This is a genomic window from Nocardioides sp. Kera G14 (genome assembly GCF_020715565.1).
Classification (GTDB): Bacteria; Actinomycetota; Actinomycetes; order Propionibacteriales; family Nocardioidaceae; genus Nocardioides.
Genome location: NZ_CP085839.1, coordinates 3,352,549 through 3,371,042 on the forward strand (window position 1 = coordinate 3,352,549; position 18,494 = coordinate 3,371,042).

The window sequence follows — 18,494 nt, forward strand, 5'->3', positions numbered from 1 at the left end:
TCCTGTGGATAGGGTGCCAGCGATGGGCGCAGAAGACGCACCCGCGCATGCGGCACGGCACGGTGACCCGCGACGTCGTCGCGGGCTCTTCCGGCGCACCGTCGACGATGAGCCGACCGTCGGGAACGTCGGCTCAACCGATGCCGAGGCGCTGTTGAGGCTCGGTCGCGGTGGTGACCTCCCCGCCGCGGAGATCCCACACATCGAGATCGCGTCCGACGACCCCGTCCTCGCCGTGCGGCTCGAGGGGGACCGGGGACCTGTCTCGCCGCGCCGCGCCTTCGCGCCGGTCGTGGTCGACGAGCCGGTGGTGGTGGCCGAGCCGGAGCCGGAGTTGGCGATCGTACCGGAGCCGGAGCCGGAGGTGGAGCCCGAGGTCGTGTTCGAGGAGTCGCCCGCGACAGAGTCGGAGCCGGTCGACGACGTACTGCCGGAGCCTGAACCGCGGCACCGGGAGCCGGCCGAGCCCTATGACGAGGCGGAGATGGCGATCGCGGAGGCGGCCAACGCCGCACGGAGCCGGATCGAGTCGCTCATCGCAGACCTCGAGCGGCGTCACGCCGAGAAGTGGGGTTCCGAGAGCTGACCCGAGCGCCCCGGTGGTCACCGCTGTCCAGGACGGTACCGACAGGAACGCGTTTCGGCACGGTGGATCGCACGGACCCGACGGCCGCCATCATCGCGAGGCCGATGGGCACCCAGAGCGTCCGGTCCCAGAGGCTCGGGATCGCCACGCCGAGGCCGAGGTAGACCCACACCACGTAGCTCAACCGGCGATGCGGGCCCGTCCCGAAGAGCGGCCGGGCGAGCGGGTACATCGCCGCCACATAGCCCAGGAAGCCGATCAGGCCGGCGGCCGCGAAGACCTCGGTGAAGTTGTCGTGGAGCACGAGGATCGTGTCGGTGTAGCCGTTGCCGAGCAGGGGATGGGCGCGGATGAACTCGAAGGAGTCGGCGAGCGCTGACGACCTCGCCTCGTTGGCAGCGGCTGCGTCGCCCTGGCCCGCGAGCCGCGCGATGACGTTGCCACTGCCGGCGACATCCGTGCCGACGACCTGCATGAGCCCGAGCACGGCGAGCGAGCCGCCGATCGCCACGGCGAAGCCCGAGACGGCGGAGCGTTCGACGAAGGGCACCATCACGATGAGGGCGGCGAGCACGACGGCCGCCGAGCGCGAGCCGCTGAGGGCGATCGCCTCAGCGCCGGCCAGCCCGCAGGCCACGATGACGAGCCGCGCGACGAGGGAGCGGTGCCGGAACCAGAGGTACAGCAGCATCGCGACCGAGACGAGAGCCGCTTCGGCGAAGGCGTTGGGGTGGTGGGAGAGACCCTGATAGCGGTTGGTTCCCGCGGTCGGTCCGGAGACGAGTCCGTAGCCGAGGCTGATCATCTGCCCGCCCACGAAGCACCACAGCAGCACGTCGATCATCCGCAGGGACGGCGACCAGATCACGATGGCGCACGGCACCACCACGAGAGCGAACATCCACTGCACCACGTTGATGAGCGCCTGCGAGGGCACCTCGGAGAGCGTCGACGACACGACGCCTGTCACCAGCAGGACGAGGACGCCGGCGACGTAGAGCGCCGGGAGCGGAAGCCGCCGCTGGAGAAGGTCGGGCACCAGCAGCAGGATCGCCAGGATGAGGAGCACGTCCGTCGGTGTGATCGGCGCAGAGGGACTCGAGGCGATGCCCTTCCACACGGGCGACGTGGCGAAGACGAGCATCATGGCCACGGTGATCATCCGGGTGCGGCCGAGCGCCGCCAGCGCCAGCACGAAACCTGCCGCGGCGAGCGCCAACCACCACAGGCCGGCCAGTGTCACGACCACCAGGAGCGCGGTCAACGCGATCACGGCGAGCGTCGCCAGCGCCCTCGCCGCGCCGCCGCTCGGCGAACTGCGGGGCTCGCGTCGCGTCACGGCGGCGAGTCTATGCGCGTGGACGCTCATGGGAGGAGGGTGTCGAGTGCGGCGAGGACACGCTTCGGAGGGATCGAGATGTCGTCGTACGCCCCGGTGCCGGAGCCGCGCGGGCCGTCGGCGACGACGTACCGGTACTCGGCTCCGACGGCTTGGCAGATCGCCCATAGCCCGCGATGGACGTACGTCGACGCGAAGAGCTCCAGCACCCGGACACCCGGTGCGCTGAAGGTGACGTTGGTGAGCGCGGCGCCGTGCGGGGCCACGATCGCCTCGGCGGTGCTGAAGAGGTCGATCTGCTCCTGCACGCTGAGTGTCCCGGGGTCGACCATCCGGAACCCGCGACTCTCCAGTAGCGGCCAGAGCTCGGCCTCCTGGACGTAGCGCCGCGTCTTCGGCTGCTGCCCGCGGGTGAGGTAGAGCCGCTCGCAGTGACCGGTCTCGGGGTTCGAGGGCCGCAGGTGCTCCCGCAGCCAACTGACGATGGCGGGCGGGGCGTCGAGTGCCCAGTTGGGGTTGCTCGGCACGAGGAGCCGGTCGGCGCTGACGGTGTGCCCGGGCAGGGGTTGGACCAGCCGGTCCGTGCGCTCGGTGAGGCCGACGAGGTCGAGGAGTTGGCGCTGGTAGCGCGTCCCGTGCGGTACGACGACGGCGTCGAACCGCGTCTCACCGAGTGACTCCTCGAGCACGCCGAGCCGGCCGATCGCGTCGTAGAGGAAGTGGTAGTAGTTCTGCGTCGTCCCGCGGGTGGCGAGGCTCAGCACGGTGCCGGAGATGTGCTCGACCTCGCCGAGGGTCGGGCGCAGGAAGACGGGATGCTCGCGCCAGTCCCAGACCCCGAAGTAGCTGCTCGTCTCGAGATCGAGGATCTTGCCCGGCGTGAGGGCCGCCGCGAACTCGCCCGTCAGTCTGCCGCCGGTGATCTCGAGGGTGAACGTGGCCGGCACCGACGCAGCGATCTCGGAGGCGAAGAGCTCGTGGTCGGCCGGCTCACCGGAGACCGGCCGGCGGGGGACACGCACGCCGGCGCGGCCCGGATGGACCGTGACCGACTGCGGCTCCAGGTAGGCGGTCTCCACACTGCGAGCGGTCGCCGAGCGCGGGACTCCGCGGCCGCCGTACAGCGGCGAGAGCAGGCGGAAGGCGTGACCCGCGAGCCGGGTCAGGGCTCGGTGGAGGCGCTTGAAGAGCGGCCACCAGCGCCGCAGCCAGGTCGGTAGAGTCATCGGCGCTCAGCGTGCCACGATGCGGCGGAGCAGCGCCCAGATCGGCGGGAACGTGATCACCCGTCGGGCGATCGCCCGCAGCCAGAGCGGCTGGATCAGGCGTCGCGCGAGCCGGGAGAGCTGCCCGTCCGTGCGGAGCAGGACCAGCTCGAGCTCGCGCTCGATGTCGCGGTTGAGCTCGATCCGGTCCGGGTGGCGCAGGGGGAACGGCATCGGCTCGGCCGGTGTGGGCTCCTTCGCCGAGCGGGTGTGCGTGGCACCGTCGCCGTATCCGTCGTTCTCGACGAGCGTGACGGCGGGCATGACCGAGAGGCCGCCGCGGGACATGATCGTGACCCACCAGTGGTGGTCCCAGCCGCGGAGGTCACCGTTCGTCTCTCCGGCGACGTGGGTGAAGTGGCGGACCGCGCCCTCGGTGACGAGGCTGCCGGGCGCCGGCACGACGGGCGTTCGCCGCAGCGCCGGAGCGGTGCGCGGGGTGGCGTCGACCCGCTCCTCGGCCCCGGCGTGGTCGCGGTCGAACTCGACCCGGTGCGCGTGCCAGCGATCGGCCCAGGTCGCCCACCCCCAGACGCTGGCCCAGGTCGAGAAGTCGTAGCTGGCACCGCGGTAGAGCGCGGCCGGGACGTGGTGCGGGTCGCCGGCGATCTGCCAGACCCGCTTCTCGTCGGCGTAGCGGTCGAGCAGTTCCTCGCAGAAAGGGAAGAACGTGGGGTCCGGGATGCAGTCGTCCTCGAGCACGATCGCCCGGTCCACCTGGGAGAAGACCCAGTCCAGGCCGAGCTCGACGTTGGCCTCGAGGCCGAGGTTGCGGTCGACGTACCTCCGCTCGACGGTGCAGGGCCAGTCGACCGACGCGTCGATCAGGGCGCGGACCTGCTCGACCTGCGCGGCCTCCTCCGGGCGGCCGGGGCGGGGCCCGTCGACGACGACGAAGAGGCGCTCCGGCCGGACCTGGCGCAGGACGTCGAGGTTGCGACGGGTGACGCCGGGGCGGCGGAAGGCGATCAGGACCACCGGGGTCCTGAGCGCGGTGGCCGGGTCGGTCAACGTGCTCTCCTGGTGGTGAGGCGGGACAGTGCACGCGCCGTCGCGGTGGCGGGGGCCGAGTCGGCGGCGGAGCGGAGCACCCGGCGCATCGTCGGGGAGCGGACCAGTCGACGTGCCAGGGTCGCGGTGCGACCGCCGACGCGGTTGAGGATCAGCTCCAGCTCGCGCTCGACCTCGACGTCCAGGACGACGGTGTCCGGGTGGACGAGCGGGAACGCCATCGGACGGGCGCGCCCGTAGTCGGCCCCGGAGCCGACCGTGTGGGTGGCGTCTGCGCCGAAGCCGACGTTCTCGACCATGCTGTGCGACGGGGTCGCGCAGAGGCCGCCGGCGGCCATGACGGTCAGCCACCAGTGCTTGTCCCAGCCGTGCGTCACGACGTCCTCGGAGACCGCCGCCTCGGCGAAGTGTCGCCGCGCGCTGGCCGTGACGAGCTGACCCGGGTGGGGCGTCGGCGGCGTCATCCGGACGGGCCGATCGCCGTCCGGGCCGACATGGGTGCGGGGAAAGGCTGCACGGTGGGCCTGCCACCGGTCCGCCCAGGTCGCCCACCCCCAGACGCTCGCCCAGGCGGAGAAGGCATAGGAGTGGTCGCAGAAGAGTGCAGCCGGCAGGTTGAGCCCGTTGCCGGCGATCTGCCAGACCCGGGGATCGCCGGCGTAGCGGTCGAGCAGCTCGTCGGCGTACGTGAAGAAGGTGGGGTCGGGGAAGCAGTCGTCCTCCAGGACGATCGCCCGATCGACGGCGGCGAAGACCTGGTCGAGGCCGAGCTCGACGTTGGCCTCGACACCGAGGTTGACGTCGCTGAACAGCCGGGTGACCTCACACGGCCAGTCGATCTCGTCCAGCACGGCCCGGACTCCCGCACACCGCTCGGCGTCGCCGGGAACGGTCGCGCGTGGGCCGTCACAGATCAGGAAGAGACGTGTGGGCCGGGACGCCGCGATCGCCCCCAGCGTCCGCCGCGTCACCTCGGGCCGATTGAAAGCAATCAGCACCACAGGTGTGACGGTCACGAGCTTCCTTCGTTGGAGGAGTACGGCGCCTGCATCGTAGCCATCGAGATGGAGTGCGCTGGCCGATCTCGTCGCGCGGATGGACGCCGACCGAACCCATGAGAAGGGCGTGTTGCATGAAGGACCGACTCGCAGTGCTGGCGCGATCGGCACGGAACGGAACGCTGGCTCGCACCGCCAAGCACCGGGTCAAGGTCGCGATCGCCCGCCGCGGATATCTGGTGACACGCATGGACGAGGCCGAGGCCGGCAGGTACCTCGTCTCCTCCCACAACGACCGGGTTCCCCTGCCCGCGGGTGCCGAGGAGGCGCTGCGACTCGACCACCCACGGCTGGTCGAGCTCCAGGCGGCCTACGACGCCCTCGCGGCGACGGTGCCGGCGGCGGTTCCGACGCAGTGGCACTCCGGCTTCCTGAAGAAGAGCCTGTCGCTGGCGTGGTTCCGCGGCGACAACGCCTACCTGTGGCAGTTGCGCCACCTCGGCGCGTCAGCCGAGATCCGGACGTACGTCGGCCTCCTCGACGTCGAGTCCCGCGACCAGCTGGGCCTGCTGAAGACCCTGGAGGAGGACGGGCTCTTCGGTGCCTGGACCTTCGAGTACGGCGACCGGAAGCCGGTCGGCCGAGATCTCCTCGACAGCGTCAACGAGATCAACTACCTCGCCGCGCAGACGGGCATCATCGACAAGCCGAACCTGAAGGTGCTCGACATCGGTGCCGGCTACGGCCGCCTCGCCCATCGGATGTCGGCGGCACTACCCAACCTCGAGGTCTACGACTGCACCGACGGGGTCGCGACCTCGACGTTCCTGTGCGAGTACTACCGCGACTTCCGGAAGATGCCGGAGTCGGTCCGGGTCGTGCCGCTGCACGAGCACGAGAAGCTCGGTGACTCGTACGACATCGCCGTCAACATCCACAGCTTCTCGGAGTGCTCACTCGAGGCGATCCGGTGGTGGCTCGACCGCATCGCCGAGCGCGACATCGAGTGGCTGCTGATCGTCCCGAACACGCCCGACGAGCTGCGCAGCACCGAGCTCGACGGCTCGATGGAACCGTTCCGGGAGGACGTCCTCGCCCGCGGCTACGAGCTGGTCGACAGCCGGCCGGTCCACCAGTCCGACGAGCTGCGCGAGCTCATGGACCTGCACGACCGGTTCTACCTCTTCCGGCGCACCGCCCGCTGAGAGCCCTCAGCGCCGCATCTCGGTCGGAGTCGCCATCCACGGGTGGAGCCGGGCGAGGTCCTTGCGGATGGTCGCGGCGAAGATGTTGCCCTGCCGTCCGGCCACCGCGTTGAGCACCTTCTGGCCGCGCTCGAAGAGACGGGTGGCCTTCTCGTCGCTCATCCCGAGCCGTTGCTGCAGTACGCGGGAGGCGATCCGCTCGCGGCCGAGGTTCCATTCGGTGTGGATCTCGATCGGGACGTCGTAGGCGGGGTCGAAGGAGGCGACCGCCTTCTGCAGGTCGCGGCGGGTCCAGCGGTAGACGAAGTTCGGCACGCCGGTGCCGTCGACGCCGCCGGACTCGAAGTCCGCGGCCTCGACGGCGGGCAGCTCGTGCCACGAGACGACGCCGGCCCTGGTCGCCCAGCGCATGGCCACGGAGTCCTGGTTCTCCACGAAGAGCACCGTCTTCGAGGCGATCCGGTACATCTCGTGCAGCGCCTCGTGCGGACGCGAGCAGTGGTGCAGGCCGGAGTGTCCGATCACGTGGTCGTAACTGCCCGAGGCGTAGGGCATCTTGTGCGCATCGACGGCCGTGCCGCCGATGTCGCTGCTCGGGCTGTCGGGGGCGATGTTGACGAACTCGCAGTTGCGCAGGCCGACCGCCGCGCAGACCTGCTCGTCGAAGATGCCGGCGAACTGCACGAGGACGGAGTCGTCGCGGCCGATCGTCCCGCTCTCGAGGTGGCCGCGCAGCAGGTGGGCGAAGGTGGTCGCCCCGGGCTCGGTCATCGGTCCGTCCTCATGGGCATGGAGCGGATGCTAGTGGATCGCTGTCAGGGCGGCGCGACTCTGCCACAATCGCCGAATGAGCCGAGCCCACGCGCGCCCGGGGCGGCACCGCAAGGAGCCGGACGGCGCATCGGCCGGTCGTCGGATCTCCCTGGTCACGTTCGACCAGGTGCTGTCGAGCATCTCGAACCTGCTCGCCCTGGTCCTCGTCGCACACGCCCTGGCTCCGGAGGACTTCGGCCGGTTCAGTCTGCTCTTCGTCGGTTACACCCTCGCCCAGGCAGCGGTGCGCTCGCTGGTCTCGATGCCGGCGATGGTCCACCCGGAGGACAGCCGGCACCGTCCGCAGGTGGCACTCGGCGCCGCGGTCCTGCTCGGCGGCGCGATCAGCCTGGTCTGCATCAGCCTCGGCGCCGTGATGATGCTGGCCGGGCAGTCCATCGGTTCGGCGGTCCTCACCTTGGGCGTCTGCCTCGCTCCGCTCCTGCTGCAGGACGTCGGCCGCTACGTGGCGTTCGGTCGCGGCGAGCCGCAGCAGGCGATCGTGCTCGACACCGCCTGGCTGGTGCTGTTGATCGCCGGCTTCGCCGTGGAGGAGCGGTTCGACCTGGTCACCCTCGATCGGCTGGTGATCGCCTGGGCGGCGAGCGGTGCGGTCTCCGGATTGTGGGTCTTCGTGCGGTACGGGGTTCCCACGGGCCGGGACCTCTCGCTCGACTGGATCCGCCGCCGGTGGGACTTCTCCTGGCGCAGCCTGGTCGGCAACTTCTTCGCTCAGTCCGTGGGACTGCTGGGTGCGATCGCCGCCGCAGCGGTGAGCACGGCCAGTGTCGTCGCCGCCGTCCGGGCCTCACTGCTCCTCGGCCGGCCCAGCGCCACCGTGCAGCTCGGGGTGGCGACCTCGACCGCGGCCGACGTGGCCCGTGAGGAGGCCGACGACGAGGGCCTGCGCCGGCACCAGCGGCGGGCGCTCGGCATTGCCGCCGCCGTGGCCACGCTCAACCTCGGCATCCTCCTGGTCCTCCCGGACTTCCTCGGCCGAGCACTGCTCGGGCAGGTCTGGCCGATCATGGAGCCGCTGGTGCTCCCGGCCGGCCTCTTCGGCCTCGTCCAAGCTGCCCAGACCAGCATCAGCGCGGTCCTGATCGGGCGGCGGCAGATGGCGACGGTGATGCGTGTGGACATCCTGGGGGCGATGATCGGCGTCGCCTGCCTCGTGGGCGGCGCGCGTCTCGGCCAGGCCTCAGGCGCCGTGTGGGGGACCGTGGTCGGGCAGGGCATGGTCTCGGCCATCTGGGTCGTGATCTACCTGCGTCACCTGAGTCGCTCGGCAGCGACTCCAGTCCGGCCTGACACCGAACGTGCGGTGGCCGATGTCGCCTAGAGCACGGCTGGTGGTCCTGGTCGCGTACGGCGCCCCCGACTACCTCCGGCAGGCGCTGGAGCCGCTCGGGGCCGAGTCCGTCGTCGTCGTCGACAACTCGTCCTCACCGACGACGCGCGAGCTCGTCCGCGGCCTCGGGCATCACTACGTCGACGCCCGGTCCAACCTCGGCTTCGCCGGTGGGGTCAACGCCGGGTTGCGGTCCGCCGACGAGCTCGGCCTCACCGGCGACGTCCTGTTGCTCAATCCCGATGCCCGCATCGAGTCCCACGACATCGACCTTCTGCAGGCGAGGCTCCTGGCGGAGGACGATGTGGCGGCGGTCGCCCCGCGACTCGTGACGGCGGACGGTGAGACGCACCTGTCGTGGTTCCCCCTCATGTCACCGGGCCAACTGTGGCGCGCGGCGCTCGGACTTCCCGTCGCTCGAGGGGCACGGCACTTCCTCATCGGCGCCGTGCTCCTGCTGCGGGCCGAGGCGCTGGCCGACATCGGTGGTCTGGACGAGCACTACTTCCTCTACGGCGAGGAGGCCGACTGGCAGCGCCGGGCCCTGGACCGGGGGTGGCGGCTCGACCTCGTCCCGGCGGCCACGGGCACGCATCACGGTGGGATGAGCAGCGACGACGACCACGTCCGGCAGGCCCGCGTCGCGGCCGGACAGGAGACCTACGTCCGCCGGTGGTACGGCGTCGGCGGCTGGACCAGCTATCGCATGGCGGGGTGGGTCTGGTCGGTCCTCAACGCCGCACGGCCCGGTGACCGCGCGATGGACGCCACCCGCGCCCGGAGCTTCCGGCTCGGTCCGCGCCGGGCTGCTCCGCTGCCGCCGGAGCCGCGTCCGCTCGCGATCCTGCATGTCCTCAGCGGGTCCGCCGAGTCGGCTGAGCTGAGCGAGCTCGTCAGCGCACAGCGAGAAGCCGGGCACGACGTCACGGTGATTGCAGCACCCTCGTGGTCGGGCACGGTAGGTGCTCTGCGGGGGGCTGTCCGACGGGCACCGCTGGTCGACGTGGTGCACGCCCATGGCCTCGCCGCGACGTCAGCCGCCTGCCTGCTCGGCCCGTGGCACGGCGCGCGCGTGGTCAGCTCGTCGCGACCGTCGGACACTCCGGCGAGCCGCATCCTCGCGACGCTGGTCGACCGGCGTGTCGACGTACGGATCGAGGAGGGGGAGCTCGGAGCGGCGACCGCGCGCTACCGAGCCGCGGCGATGGCCGCAGGGGCGCGGAAGATGAACATCGCCTGATCGCCCAGGCCCTCGCGGTTCGCCTGCTCCGCCTTCGCGCGGAACCGGTCGCGCTCCTCACCCTGGGGGCCGCCGAGGGCCTCGGGGTCGGAGGCGGAGATGTTGCGGCTGTAGAGCTCGCTCAACCGGTACTGGCCGTCGTAGGAGTCGTCGACCGTCTCGACATGCTCCAGGCCGGCGGCCTCGGCGATCCCGATCAATCCCTTGCGGGACGGCAGGACGAGATGGCGCGGCGGATCGAGGGACGACCAGTGCTGGCGGTACTCGCGCCACCCGACGCTGTCGGTCGTGGGCAGGCGGACGAGGCAGAGGCCGCCGGGCGCGAGGAGGCGCCTCGCCGCGGCCAGGTCGGCGGCCGGGTCGACGACGTGCTCCAGTGAGTGGTGGAACATGACGACGTCGTAGACACCCTCGACCTCGCCGATCGTGAGCTTCCGGACCGAGACACCCTCCTCGGTCGTGAGGTCCGCGTCGATGAAGGGGTCGACGCCCTCCACCCTGCTGAATCCCAGTCGGGCGAGACGGTCGAGGAGCGTCCCTCCGCCACACCCGACGTCGAGGATGCGCTGGTCGGCCCGGAGACCCGCGTCGAGGAGGAGCGGCAGGGTCGGGTCGGGCCGCAGCCGGCGGAAGAGCTTGCCAGCGGGCGAGAACCGGCCGGCGATGTCGCGGTCACGGCGTACCTCCAACCACCGGCGGAGACCGCCGCTGCCGGTCGCGAAGGAGTAGTACGCCGCCGGATAGTGCCGGGCGAGGACGTCGGCCTCCGGGATCGTCTCGATCTGGAGCGTCCCGCACGAGGCGCACTCGACGTAGTCGAACTCCTCGCGGGTCCCGAAGAGCATCTCGCGGGCGCGGTAGGCGGTGAAGGGACCGGGGGCGCCGCACACTCGGCATGTCGACACAGGCATAGTCACGCACAGTAGTGCCGCGAAGGTCTGGCGGGCCGCACCTTCCGCGGCGGTAGCATCCGGCTGTGCCGCTCGCCCCCCAGCTCCGGACGGCCGCTCGCTACGTGCGCTCGCGGACCCTCGACACCCATCTGCGACAGGTCGCGACGGCGGCGCGCAGGATCGAGGCGGGCGAGGTCGACGTCCTCATCCTGGGCGACAGTACCTGTCTCTCCTTCGATCCCCCCGGCGCGGATCGGACCACCCTGCCGGAGATGATCAGCCAGGAGCTGGGCGATGCCCGGATCGCGACCGTCGTCGGTCCCGGCTTCGCCTACGGCATGTACGTCGACCTGCTGGCCTACTTCGCCACGCTGACGGGCAGGCCCTCGGCGGTGGTCTTCCCGACCTCGCTGCGCCCCGCACTGTCGGCCCACGTCAGCCACCACCCGATCTATCGCTACGACCACGTGCGGGCCGAGCTCCGTCGCGCGACCGAGCGCCGGTCGCGGGTGCGCTGGCTCGGACAGGGCAGGGCGCCGTCGCGCGAGGCCTATGCCGCGTTCGACGCCCTCGAGGTCGAGACCCGCTGGGGCGGCCGCTCGACGCTCGGCACCTTCCGTCGCCGGCTGCACGGCAAGGCGGCCTCACCGATCGCGCCCGAGGATGCGCCGATCCTCTGGGACTACTTCCACGGACAGGTGCTGACCGGCGAGGAGCCCGGCTTCACCGACACACCCCGGTTGATCGCCGCGCTCCGTGCCTTCGGCCGCCCCGCCGTCTCCTACTGGGCACCGCCCGCCCTCGAGGTCGGGGAGCGGCTCTTCCCGGGAGAGTTCGAGTCGCAGGTGCGCGGCCACTTCGAGGTCGTGTCCGCGGCCTTCCCCGTCGACGATCCCCAGATCCGTTTGCTCGAGATCGGCCTGGGCGAGTCCACCTACCTCGCGTGGGACGACGGCATCGAGCACTACAACAGCGAGGGCCGCCGCCTCCTCGCTCGCGCCGTCGCCGCTGAGCTCGGCCGGATCGGAGGAGCCGGGAATGCCTGACATGCCCACCACACCGGTGTGTCCCGTGTGCAGCGCGCCGACCGAGCCGTTCGACACCAACACCATCCTGGGTCACCGCGCGGAGTACTCGCGCTGTCGCGTCTGCGGCCTCGTCACCATCCACGACACGCCGTGGCTCGAGGAGGCGTACTCCTCGGCGATCCACAGCTGGGACTCCGGACTGCTGCGCCGGGCGCAGACCAACAGCAGAGTGGTCTCGGCCGCGATCCGGTTCGAGGGCATCCGCTCCGGCCCCTTCCTCGACTGGGCCGGTGGCTACGGCGTCTTTGCCCAGCTGCTGCGCGACCGCGGCTATGACTGCTACCAGCACGACGACTACGCGACCCCCGTCTTCGCGTCGGCCTACCCCGACGACGGTGTCCGCAGCTATCAGCTGATCACGGCCTTCGAGGTGCTCGAGCACCTTGCCGACCCGGTCAGCGCCCTCGCCGAGCTCGCCGCACGCACAGATCGGATGCTCTTCACCACCGAGCTGCTGCCCGATCCTGCGCCCCGCGCGGACGCCTGGTGGTACTACCTCCCGGGCGTCGGCCAGCACATCACCTTCCACACCGAGGAGTCACTGCGCCGCGTGGCCGAACAGCTCGGCTACCGACTGACGTCGAACGGGGCGAACTGGCACTTCTTCCACCGCGGCCCGGCGAGCCTGGGCATGCGGACGCTGCTGTCGCCGGCCGGGATCGGCTCGGCACGACGGCTGCGCGAGCTGCGTCGCGAGCTCCTGGCCCGCGCCGGTCGCTGAGGAGCCGACAGCGCCGTCAGGGCCGACAGGACCGTCAGCGAGTGGTCGGGATGAGCGACGCCAGCGCGGCGCGACCGGCAGCATCGTCCCGGTGGGCCAGGGCGACGTCCCAGTAGGAGCGCGCCGCCGGGCGGTCGCCGGGAATCTGATCGAGCTCGGCGCTGCGGGCGCCGAGCTCGCCGGGCTGGAATCGTCCCATGGGGGTCCCGCCGTGGTCCCAGACCGCCACGTCGACGTACCCGAGCTGCTCGAGCGTGGGCCAGACTGCGGCGGGATCGAGGCCGGCGAGACGGATGAGATAGGGGTCGTACTCGAAGAAGAGGACGGGCGGGGAGTCGCTCCACGCCTCGGCCACGGCCGGCACCAACAGGACGTCGTAGCCATCGGTGTCGGACTTCACCAGCCGCAGCCGGTCGAAGGCCGGGAAGGCGCCGCGGAGCTCCGTCGCCGAGACCGAGGGCATCGCGTCGCCGGCGGTCTCCCCGCGGACGAAACGGGTCGTGCCCCCGCTGCGGACCGCGGTGGTCGCCTCGCCGATCTCGTCGACGGTGAGGAGGGCCTCGACGACGTCGACCCGGTCGTCACCGTCGACGTTGAGGTGGAGATAGGTGAGGTAGCCCGGGTCGCCCTCGACGCAGAGCGCCCGGCCACCCGCCGCGTGCAGGATCTGGAGCGTGGAGTCCCCGACGTTGGCACCGATGTCGAGCAGGGTGAGCGGCTCCTCCTTGGCCAGCAGGGCGGCCAGCTCGACGAGGTTCTGGCCGTACGCCGGGTTGGCAGCCGCATAGTCCGGAAGCCGGTGCGACCACGGGAGGGCGAGTCGCACTCCCTGCACCTCGCGGACGACTCGCCGCTCGGGCAGTCGATCCCGGACCAGCCAGCTCACCCGGCGACGGGCGGTGGACGCCAGCGCGGCCCAACGTGTCATGTGCCGGATCGTAGCGGCAACACGTTCTAGGCTGTCGGCCATGTCTGTGGCCAGCGACTCCCGTACCTATTACGCGCGGGTCCTGGAGCAGGGGGTCGACCGGCTCTTCCTGGAGCGGATGGACTGCTGCCCGTGGTGCGGCAGCACGTCGTTGCGCAGGCGCACCACGACGCGTGACCTGAGACAGTTCAAGCCCGGCCGCTTCCGCCTCGACGAGTGCCGTGCGTGTGGGCATGTCTTCCAGAACCCGCCGCTGAGCGACGAGGGCCTGGGCTTCTACTACCGCGACACCTACGACGGGCTCAACGCCGAGCGGGCCGAGGCCAACCTGGGCTCGATGTCGGAGGTCTACCTCAACCGCGCCGGCACGGTCGCGGGCCACCGCCACGACGCCCCCCGCCGCTGGCTCGACGTCGGCACCGCCTCGGGTCACTTCCCCGCCGCAGCTGCCACGCTCTTCCCGGGCACCGTCTTCGACGGGCTCGACATGTCCGACGGCGTGCTGTCGGCGCAACGCGCCGGCCGGATCCAGACGGCGCACCAGGGTCAGTTCCCCGAACTCAGCGGCGGGCTCGTCGGCCAGTACGACCAGGTCAGCATGTTCCACTACCTGGAGCACACCCGCGATCCGTTCGCCGACCTGGACGCCGCGGTCCGGGTGCTGAGTGACGACGGCTGGCTGCTGATCGAACAGCCCGACCCCGAGGCGCCGTCGGCGCGGCTCTTCGGGTCGTGGTGGGCGGGCTGGAACCAGCCCGAGCACCTCAACATGATCACGCTCGGCAACCTCCGCGCCGCGCTGGAGGACCGCGGGCTCGAGGTGGTCACCGTCGTACGCCGGGAGGCCCACATCCCGCTCGAGGCGTTCATCGTCCTCGCCACGCTGCTCAACCGGTTCGCCCCCGCGGGCGAGGTCCCGTGGCGTGCCGGCGGGGTGCCGCGCTTCGCCCACGCCCGCCGGCTGATCGGGAAGGTGCTGGCCGCGCCGTTCGTGCCGCTCACCCGCCTGATCGACCGGGTGCTGCTCCCGCGCGTCCTCCACAGCTACCACGCCTATCGCGTGCTGGCGCGCAAGGCCGCTCCGGCCGCACAGGGGTAAGGGCGTTGCACCTCCTTGTCGACGCTGTGACCGCGCGCCCCGGCAGCGTGGCGATCGTTGTCGCGCACCTGATCCCCGCATGGCTCGACAATGAACCGGGCGACCGGGTCACCGTGCTCACCGGTCCCGAGGGCCCGGCCTTCCCACTGCCGGGTTCCGTCGACGTGGTCCGCGCGAGGCCACCAGTCGGTGGGCCGCTCGGCACGGCATGGTTGCGGACCCGCGCTCTCACTCAGGCCGTCGGTACGGTCCGCGCCGATGCCGTCCTCGCTGCCGCACCCGCGAGCGGGCTCGGCCCGGTCGCGGTCCCACGCGCGGTGATCCTCTACGACCTGCGGCACGAGCTGCGCCCGCACCAGTTCAGCCGTCGCCAGCGACTGTTGCGGCGGCTCACCTGGCTGCCGAGCCTGAGCCGGGCCGACGTCATCGCCTGCATCTCCGAGCGGACCCGAGCCGATCTCACCCGCCTGCACCCCGAGCTCGCCCCACGAGCCGTGGCGATGGTCCTCGGCTCCGACCACGTCGAGTCCTGGCCGCGGAACGCGACGGAGGCGCCGTACGCGCTGGCCTTCGGCCACTTCTCCCACAAGAACGTCGACGCCGTGCTCGAGGGATGGGCGCGCTTCTGCGCGCAGGAACCTGCGTGGACGCTTCGCGTGGTGGGGCTCGGCGGCTCGGCGCGCGCGCAGGTACGGCTCCGGCTTGCGGAGCTCGGCATCTCCGAGCGGGTCGTGCTCTCGGAGTGGCTCGACGACACCGCATTCCAGGAGGTCTTCGCCTCGGCCGGCATGATCCTCTTCCCATCGGACTTCGAGGGCTTCGGGCTCCCGGCTGCGGAGGCGCTGCGATTGGGGATCCCGGTCGTCGTCTCGACCGACCCGGCGCTGGCCGAGGTCACCGGTGGGTACGCCGTCACCGCGGCCTCCTCCAGCCCTGGTGACCTCGCCGAGGCGATGGCGAGGGCGGGCCTGCTCACGCCCCAGGAGCTCGACGAGGGAAGGCACTACGCTCAGGAATTCCGGTGGACCCGGGCGGCGGCGACGCTGCGCGCGGCGCTTGCCACCGCCACCGCCGATACGGAGGCCCCGTCGATGCCCGAGCTGCGTGTGTGCCCGGCGTGCCACTCCTCGAAGGTCCGGATCGGACCGGCCTCGGCCGAGACCGGCCGCCGGACCGGGCTGTGTGCGGCATGCGGCGCCCAGTACTGGTCGAACCCTCCCGTCGAGGAGAGCACGACCGACAACCGGTCCGTCGACGAGGTCCCGCTCGAGTACTTCTCCGACTGGGTCTCGAGCAAGCGTGAGACCAACGGCGACGCCTGGCTCGGGGAGCTCCAGCGGATCCGGGACGAGGTCGACGGTGACACCGTGCGGCTCTACGACGTGGGTGCCGGCGACGGTGAGTTCCTCGCGGTCGCACGCGACCGGTTCGGCTTCGAGGTCACCGGCAACGACATCGTCGAGGCCGCGGTCCGGTTGGCCGAGGAGCGCTACGACCTCTCGCTGGACTTCGGCGACCTGGCCGAACTCGGCCATCACGCCGACCAGGACGCGGTCACGATGTGGTGCGTCCTGGCGCACGTGCCCGACGGCGCCCAGCTCCTCCACGACGTCGCGCAGATGCTCCGCCCCGGCGGTCTGCTCGTCATGCAGACGCCGCATCGGACCCGGGCCGACGTCGCCGCCGCCTTCGTCAAGCGGATCACGGGCGGCCGGATCACCCGGATCGCCGACCGCCGCCTCGCCCAGCACCACCGGATCTTGCACACCCGGCGCAGCATCACGCTCGCGCTCGAGGCAGCCGGCTTCACCGACGTCGTCGCCACCCCGGTGCGGCGCTACTCACTGCAGTCCAGCTCCTATCTTCGCTCCCTCCGCGTACCCGAATGGACGGTTCGTCCGTTGGGCTGGCTGATGGACCGCGTGATCAGCAGTCGGCTGGCACCGGCGATCGTGCTCGACGTACGGGCGCGACGGAGGGGAGAGAAGCACTGATGTCGACGGAGACACCCATGAGCAGGGCCGGCCTGAGGATCAGGGCGAAGGAGGCGATCGCCCGCCTCGGCTTCGACTCGCGGAAACTGGACACCCTGGTCAGCCTCCCGAAGATCGAGACCTGGCGGCGCGAGCACGTGCCCGCAGGGACGCCCGCGTTCGCCGAGCGGACCGACATGTACGACCACGTCTATGGGAAGTACGTCGGCGAGGGGCCGATCGACTATCTCGAGTTCGGCGTCTTCGAGGGCAGCTCGATGCGGCACTGGGCCGGTCTCGACACGCACCCCGACTCCCGCTTCTACGGCTTCGACTCCTTCGAGGGCCTGCCGGAGGACTGGCAGCGCTTCGACGGCCAGATGGTCCGGGCGCACTTCGACGTCGGCGGCTCGGTGCCGGACATCGACGACGACCGCGTGGAGTTCATCGCGGGGTGGTTCCAGAAGACCCTCGACGACTTCCTCACCGACTTCGAGCCGAAGCCGAAGCTCGTCGTCCACGTCGACTCCGACCTCTACTCCTCCGCGCTGTACGTCCTGACCCGGCTGGACAAGCTGCTCGTGCCCGGCACGATCGTGATCTTCGACGAGTTCTCCTCGGTGCTCAACGAGTTCGCCGCACTCGGCGACTACTGCGGTGCCTACCAGCGCGAGTACGACGTCCTCGCCTCGGCGTGGCACTACTTCGGCCACCTGGCCATCCGGATGCGCTGAGGAATCAGTTGTCGAGCGGCCGCGCGTAGGAGAGGTCGCTCAGGCCGGTGTAGGCGGGGGCGACGACGTTGTCGGACGACTCCATCTCCCAGCCGACGTCGACAGTCGGGTTCTCGGCGGCGTCCCGGTAGAGCTGCACGTAGGCGTCGGCGTCGATCGCCGTGGTGAGGTCCTCGACGTCGCCGACCGCCTCGATCACGAACGGCTCGGGGTAGGGGACGCCCTGCAGGGTCACCGTGCTACCGGTGCACTTGATGCCGGTCGTGGAGATGATCCGCTGGCCGGCGACGGTGATCGCGCTCGCCCCGCCGCGCCAGAGCGCGTTGACGACGGCCTGGATGTCCTGCTGGTGGACCACCATCGCCGGCCGGTCGTCGGGATCGGTCTGCTCGATCAGGTCGTCGGGTGCGTTGGTGAGCGTGATCGAGAGGCCGGAGCCGGTCACGCGGGTGAAGCCGGCGGGAGTCCGGAGCTCGGCGGCCTGTTGGCGGTAGGTCCGGACGCTGGTGTCGCCGACCTGGGCGGTGAGCGAGGCGACCTCGCCGTCGAGCTCGTGGACCTGGTCCTCCAGCCGCTGGTAGCGCTGCGACTCACTCGCGGTCAGCTGGGCCAGGTCCGTGTACCGCCCCGGCCGCAGGTCGGTGCCGTGTGCGTTGAGCGCGCTGACCACCACCAACACCGCGCTCGTAGCGACGACGAGGGGCGTGCCGATCCGCCAACGGCGCGACGCCATGCGCTGCGCATGCGCCTGCGCGTGAGTGGTGGAGGGCTCAATCACATGGCCTAGGCTACGGCGCGTGTCCGCACTGAAGCGCCTTCCGATCCGGTTCCTGATCTCCCTCCTGCTCATCGTGGTCGGGGTCGCCTGGATCGCCTTCTACTACTTCGTCGCCCGCCCCGAGCGCCTGCACCCGCATGGGCCCCAGTTCATCCAGGACTGGCACGGGTGGAACTACCTGATCGGCTTCGTGCTCTTCTTCCTCGGTCTCTTCATCTCCGCGCACCCCGCCACGCCGCTCGGCCGTGGTCGCGGCGTGGTCGTCGGCATGCTCGGCTGCTTCCTGCTCGGACTGGCGTGGATCTGCGTCTTCTACATCTTCAGCGACGACCTCACCCCCATCTGGGTGATGAACGACCTCGGCCAGAAGAACCTCTTCGTCGGCATCGCGTTCATGGCGACGGGCTTCGCCTTCGCCACCCGCTGGGAGTGAGCGGCACTAATTACACGCCTGTAGTTATCCCCACCTGTA

At 71.0% G+C, this 18,494-nt stretch carries 18 protein-coding genes; 10 read left to right on the forward strand and 8 right to left on the reverse strand.

Translation table 11 applies throughout. From position 1 onward, the window contains the following. The first annotated feature begins 22 nt into the window (after positions 1-22). Positions 23-586, forward strand: a complete 564-nt coding sequence (locus LH076_RS16355) for a hypothetical protein (RefSeq protein ID WP_227781817.1) — start codon at positions 23-25, stop codon at positions 584-586. Here the strand turns inward: LH076_RS16355 and LH076_RS16360 are convergent. The 4 genes from LH076_RS16360 to LH076_RS16375 are packed head-to-tail and all read right to left on the reverse strand — an operon-like array spanning position 534 to position 5,217. Beyond that, entirely contained in the window at positions 534-1,955 is a 1,422-nt protein-coding gene (locus LH076_RS16360) for an O-antigen ligase family protein (RefSeq protein ID WP_227781818.1), read from the reverse strand. The two genes, LH076_RS16355 and LH076_RS16360, sit on opposite strands and share 53 nt — an antisense overlap. Further along, entirely contained in the window at positions 1,952-3,151 is a 1,200-nt protein-coding gene (locus tag LH076_RS16365) for a glycosyltransferase family 61 protein (protein ID WP_227781819.1), read from the reverse strand. Before LH076_RS16365 ends, LH076_RS16360 begins: the two co-directional genes overlap by 4 nt. Positions 3,152-3,157: 6 nt before the next feature. Next, positions 3,158-4,201 carry a hypothetical protein gene (locus tag LH076_RS16370; RefSeq protein ID WP_227781820.1) on the reverse strand — a complete coding sequence of 348 codons (1,044 nt, stop codon included), beginning with the start codon at positions 4,199-4,201 and terminating at the stop codon, positions 3,158-3,160. Next, positions 4,198-5,217, reverse strand: a complete 1,020-nt coding sequence (locus LH076_RS16375) for a glycosyltransferase family A protein (RefSeq protein WP_227781821.1) — start codon at positions 5,215-5,217, stop codon at positions 4,198-4,200. Before LH076_RS16375 ends, LH076_RS16370 begins: the two co-directional genes overlap by 4 nt. A 116-nt stretch (positions 5,218-5,333) precedes the next feature. On the opposite strand from LH076_RS16375, the gene LH076_RS16380 reads away from it, so the two are divergent. Then, positions 5,334-6,404, forward strand: coding sequence for a hypothetical protein (locus tag LH076_RS16380; protein WP_227781822.1), 1,071 nt, complete (start codon positions 5,334-5,336; stop codon positions 6,402-6,404). Between the two features lie 6 nt (positions 6,405-6,410). Here the strand turns inward: LH076_RS16380 and LH076_RS16385 are convergent, their stop codons facing one another. Continuing rightward, the gene (locus LH076_RS16385) at positions 6,411-7,175 is read right to left on the reverse strand and encodes a methyltransferase domain-containing protein (protein ID WP_227781823.1); all 765 of its coding nucleotides are present in this window, start codon (positions 7,173-7,175) and stop codon (positions 6,411-6,413) included. Between the two features lie 76 nt (positions 7,176-7,251). Here LH076_RS16385 and LH076_RS16390 point away from each other — a divergent pair, with 76 nt between their 5' ends. Both LH076_RS16390 and LH076_RS16395 read left to right on the forward strand, forming a co-directional pair. Next, positions 7,252-8,559 carry a hypothetical protein gene (locus tag LH076_RS16390; RefSeq protein WP_227781824.1) on the forward strand — a complete coding sequence of 436 codons (1,308 nt, stop codon included), beginning with the start codon at positions 7,252-7,254 and terminating at the stop codon, positions 8,557-8,559. 10 nt (positions 8,560-8,569) lie between these two features. Then, positions 8,570-9,808, forward strand: a complete 1,239-nt coding sequence (locus LH076_RS16395; RefSeq protein ID WP_227781825.1) for a glycosyltransferase — start codon at positions 8,570-8,572, stop codon at positions 9,806-9,808. On the opposite strand, the gene LH076_RS16400 is transcribed toward LH076_RS16395, so the two are convergent. Continuing rightward, entirely contained in the window at positions 9,757-10,698 is a 942-nt protein-coding gene (locus LH076_RS16400) for a class I SAM-dependent methyltransferase (protein WP_227781826.1), read from the reverse strand. The genes LH076_RS16395 and LH076_RS16400 overlap by 52 nt on opposite strands. A gap of 86 nt (positions 10,699-10,784) precedes the next feature. Between LH076_RS16400 and LH076_RS16405 the strand changes: the two genes are divergently transcribed. Together LH076_RS16405 and LH076_RS16410 are read left to right on the forward strand one after the other, a co-directional pair. Next, positions 10,785-11,747, forward strand: a complete 963-nt coding sequence (locus LH076_RS16405) for a hypothetical protein (RefSeq protein WP_227781827.1) — start codon at positions 10,785-10,787, stop codon at positions 11,745-11,747. Next, entirely contained in the window at positions 11,740-12,510 is a 771-nt protein-coding gene (locus tag LH076_RS16410; protein ID WP_227781828.1) for a class I SAM-dependent methyltransferase, read from the forward strand. Before LH076_RS16405 ends, LH076_RS16410 begins: the two co-directional genes overlap by 8 nt. Positions 12,511-12,544: 34 nt before the next feature. Here LH076_RS16410 and LH076_RS16415 read toward each other — a convergent pair whose 3' ends face one another. Then, a complete protein-coding gene (locus tag LH076_RS16415; RefSeq protein WP_227781829.1) occupies positions 12,545-13,438 on the reverse strand; it encodes a hypothetical protein in 894 nt (297 codons plus the stop codon). A gap of 40 nt (positions 13,439-13,478) precedes the next feature. Here LH076_RS16415 and LH076_RS16420 point away from each other — a divergent pair, with 40 nt between their 5' ends. From LH076_RS16420 to LH076_RS16430, 3 genes are read left to right on the forward strand one after another with little or no spacing between them, the layout of a single operon-like run. Continuing rightward, the gene (locus tag LH076_RS16420) at positions 13,479-14,537 is read left to right on the forward strand and encodes a class I SAM-dependent methyltransferase (protein ID WP_227781830.1); all 1,059 of its coding nucleotides are present in this window, start codon (positions 13,479-13,481) and stop codon (positions 14,535-14,537) included. Between the two features lie 26 nt (positions 14,538-14,563). Beyond that, entirely contained in the window at positions 14,564-16,531 is a 1,968-nt protein-coding gene (locus LH076_RS16425) for a glycosyltransferase (RefSeq protein ID WP_227781831.1), read from the forward strand. Further along, positions 16,531-17,244: a TylF/MycF/NovP-related O-methyltransferase gene (locus tag LH076_RS16430; RefSeq protein ID WP_227781832.1), complete on the forward strand. Its 714-nt coding sequence runs from the start codon at positions 16,531-16,533 to the stop codon at positions 17,242-17,244. Before LH076_RS16425 ends, LH076_RS16430 begins: the two co-directional genes overlap by 1 nt. Before the next feature lie 4 nt (positions 17,245-17,248). Here the strand turns inward: LH076_RS16430 and LH076_RS16435 are convergent, their stop codons facing one another. Next, a complete protein-coding gene (locus LH076_RS16435; RefSeq protein ID WP_227781833.1) occupies positions 17,249-18,022 on the reverse strand; it encodes a DUF881 domain-containing protein in 774 nt (257 codons plus the stop codon). A 19-nt stretch (positions 18,023-18,041) separates the two neighbouring features. On the opposite strand from LH076_RS16435, the gene LH076_RS16440 reads away from it, so the two are divergent. Beyond that, positions 18,042-18,455 carry a cell division protein CrgA gene (locus tag LH076_RS16440; protein ID WP_227781834.1) on the forward strand — a complete coding sequence of 138 codons (414 nt, stop codon included), beginning with the start codon at positions 18,042-18,044 and terminating at the stop codon, positions 18,453-18,455. Positions 18,456-18,494: the final 39 nt, after the last annotated feature.

Excerpts from the sequence above, each read along its gene's own strand:
- LH076_RS16355 (WP_227781817.1), top strand. The coding sequence starts at position 23 with ATGGGCGCAGAAGACGCACCCGCGCATGCGGCACGGCACGGTGACCCG.
- LH076_RS16360 (WP_227781818.1), bottom strand. The coding sequence starts at position 1,955 with ATGAGCGTCCACGCGCATAGACTCGCCGCCGTGACGCGACGCGAGCCC.
- LH076_RS16365 (WP_227781819.1), bottom strand. The coding sequence starts at position 3,151 with ATGACTCTACCGACCTGGCTGCGGCGCTGGTGGCCGCTCTTCAAGCGC.
- LH076_RS16380 (WP_227781822.1), top strand. The coding sequence starts at position 5,334 with ATGAAGGACCGACTCGCAGTGCTGGCGCGATCGGCACGGAACGGAACG.
- LH076_RS16385 (WP_227781823.1), bottom strand. The coding sequence starts at position 7,175 with ATGACCGAGCCCGGGGCGACCACCTTCGCCCACCTGCTGCGCGGCCAC.
- LH076_RS16390 (WP_227781824.1), top strand. The coding sequence starts at position 7,252 with ATGAGCCGAGCCCACGCGCGCCCGGGGCGGCACCGCAAGGAGCCGGAC.
- LH076_RS16410 (WP_227781828.1), top strand. The coding sequence starts at position 11,740 with ATGCCTGACATGCCCACCACACCGGTGTGTCCCGTGTGCAGCGCGCCG.
- LH076_RS16415 (WP_227781829.1), bottom strand. The coding sequence starts at position 13,438 with ATGACACGTTGGGCCGCGCTGGCGTCCACCGCCCGTCGCCGGGTGAGC.
- LH076_RS16420 (WP_227781830.1), top strand. The coding sequence starts at position 13,479 with ATGTCTGTGGCCAGCGACTCCCGTACCTATTACGCGCGGGTCCTGGAG.
- LH076_RS16430 (WP_227781832.1), top strand. The coding sequence starts at position 16,531 with ATGTCGACGGAGACACCCATGAGCAGGGCCGGCCTGAGGATCAGGGCG.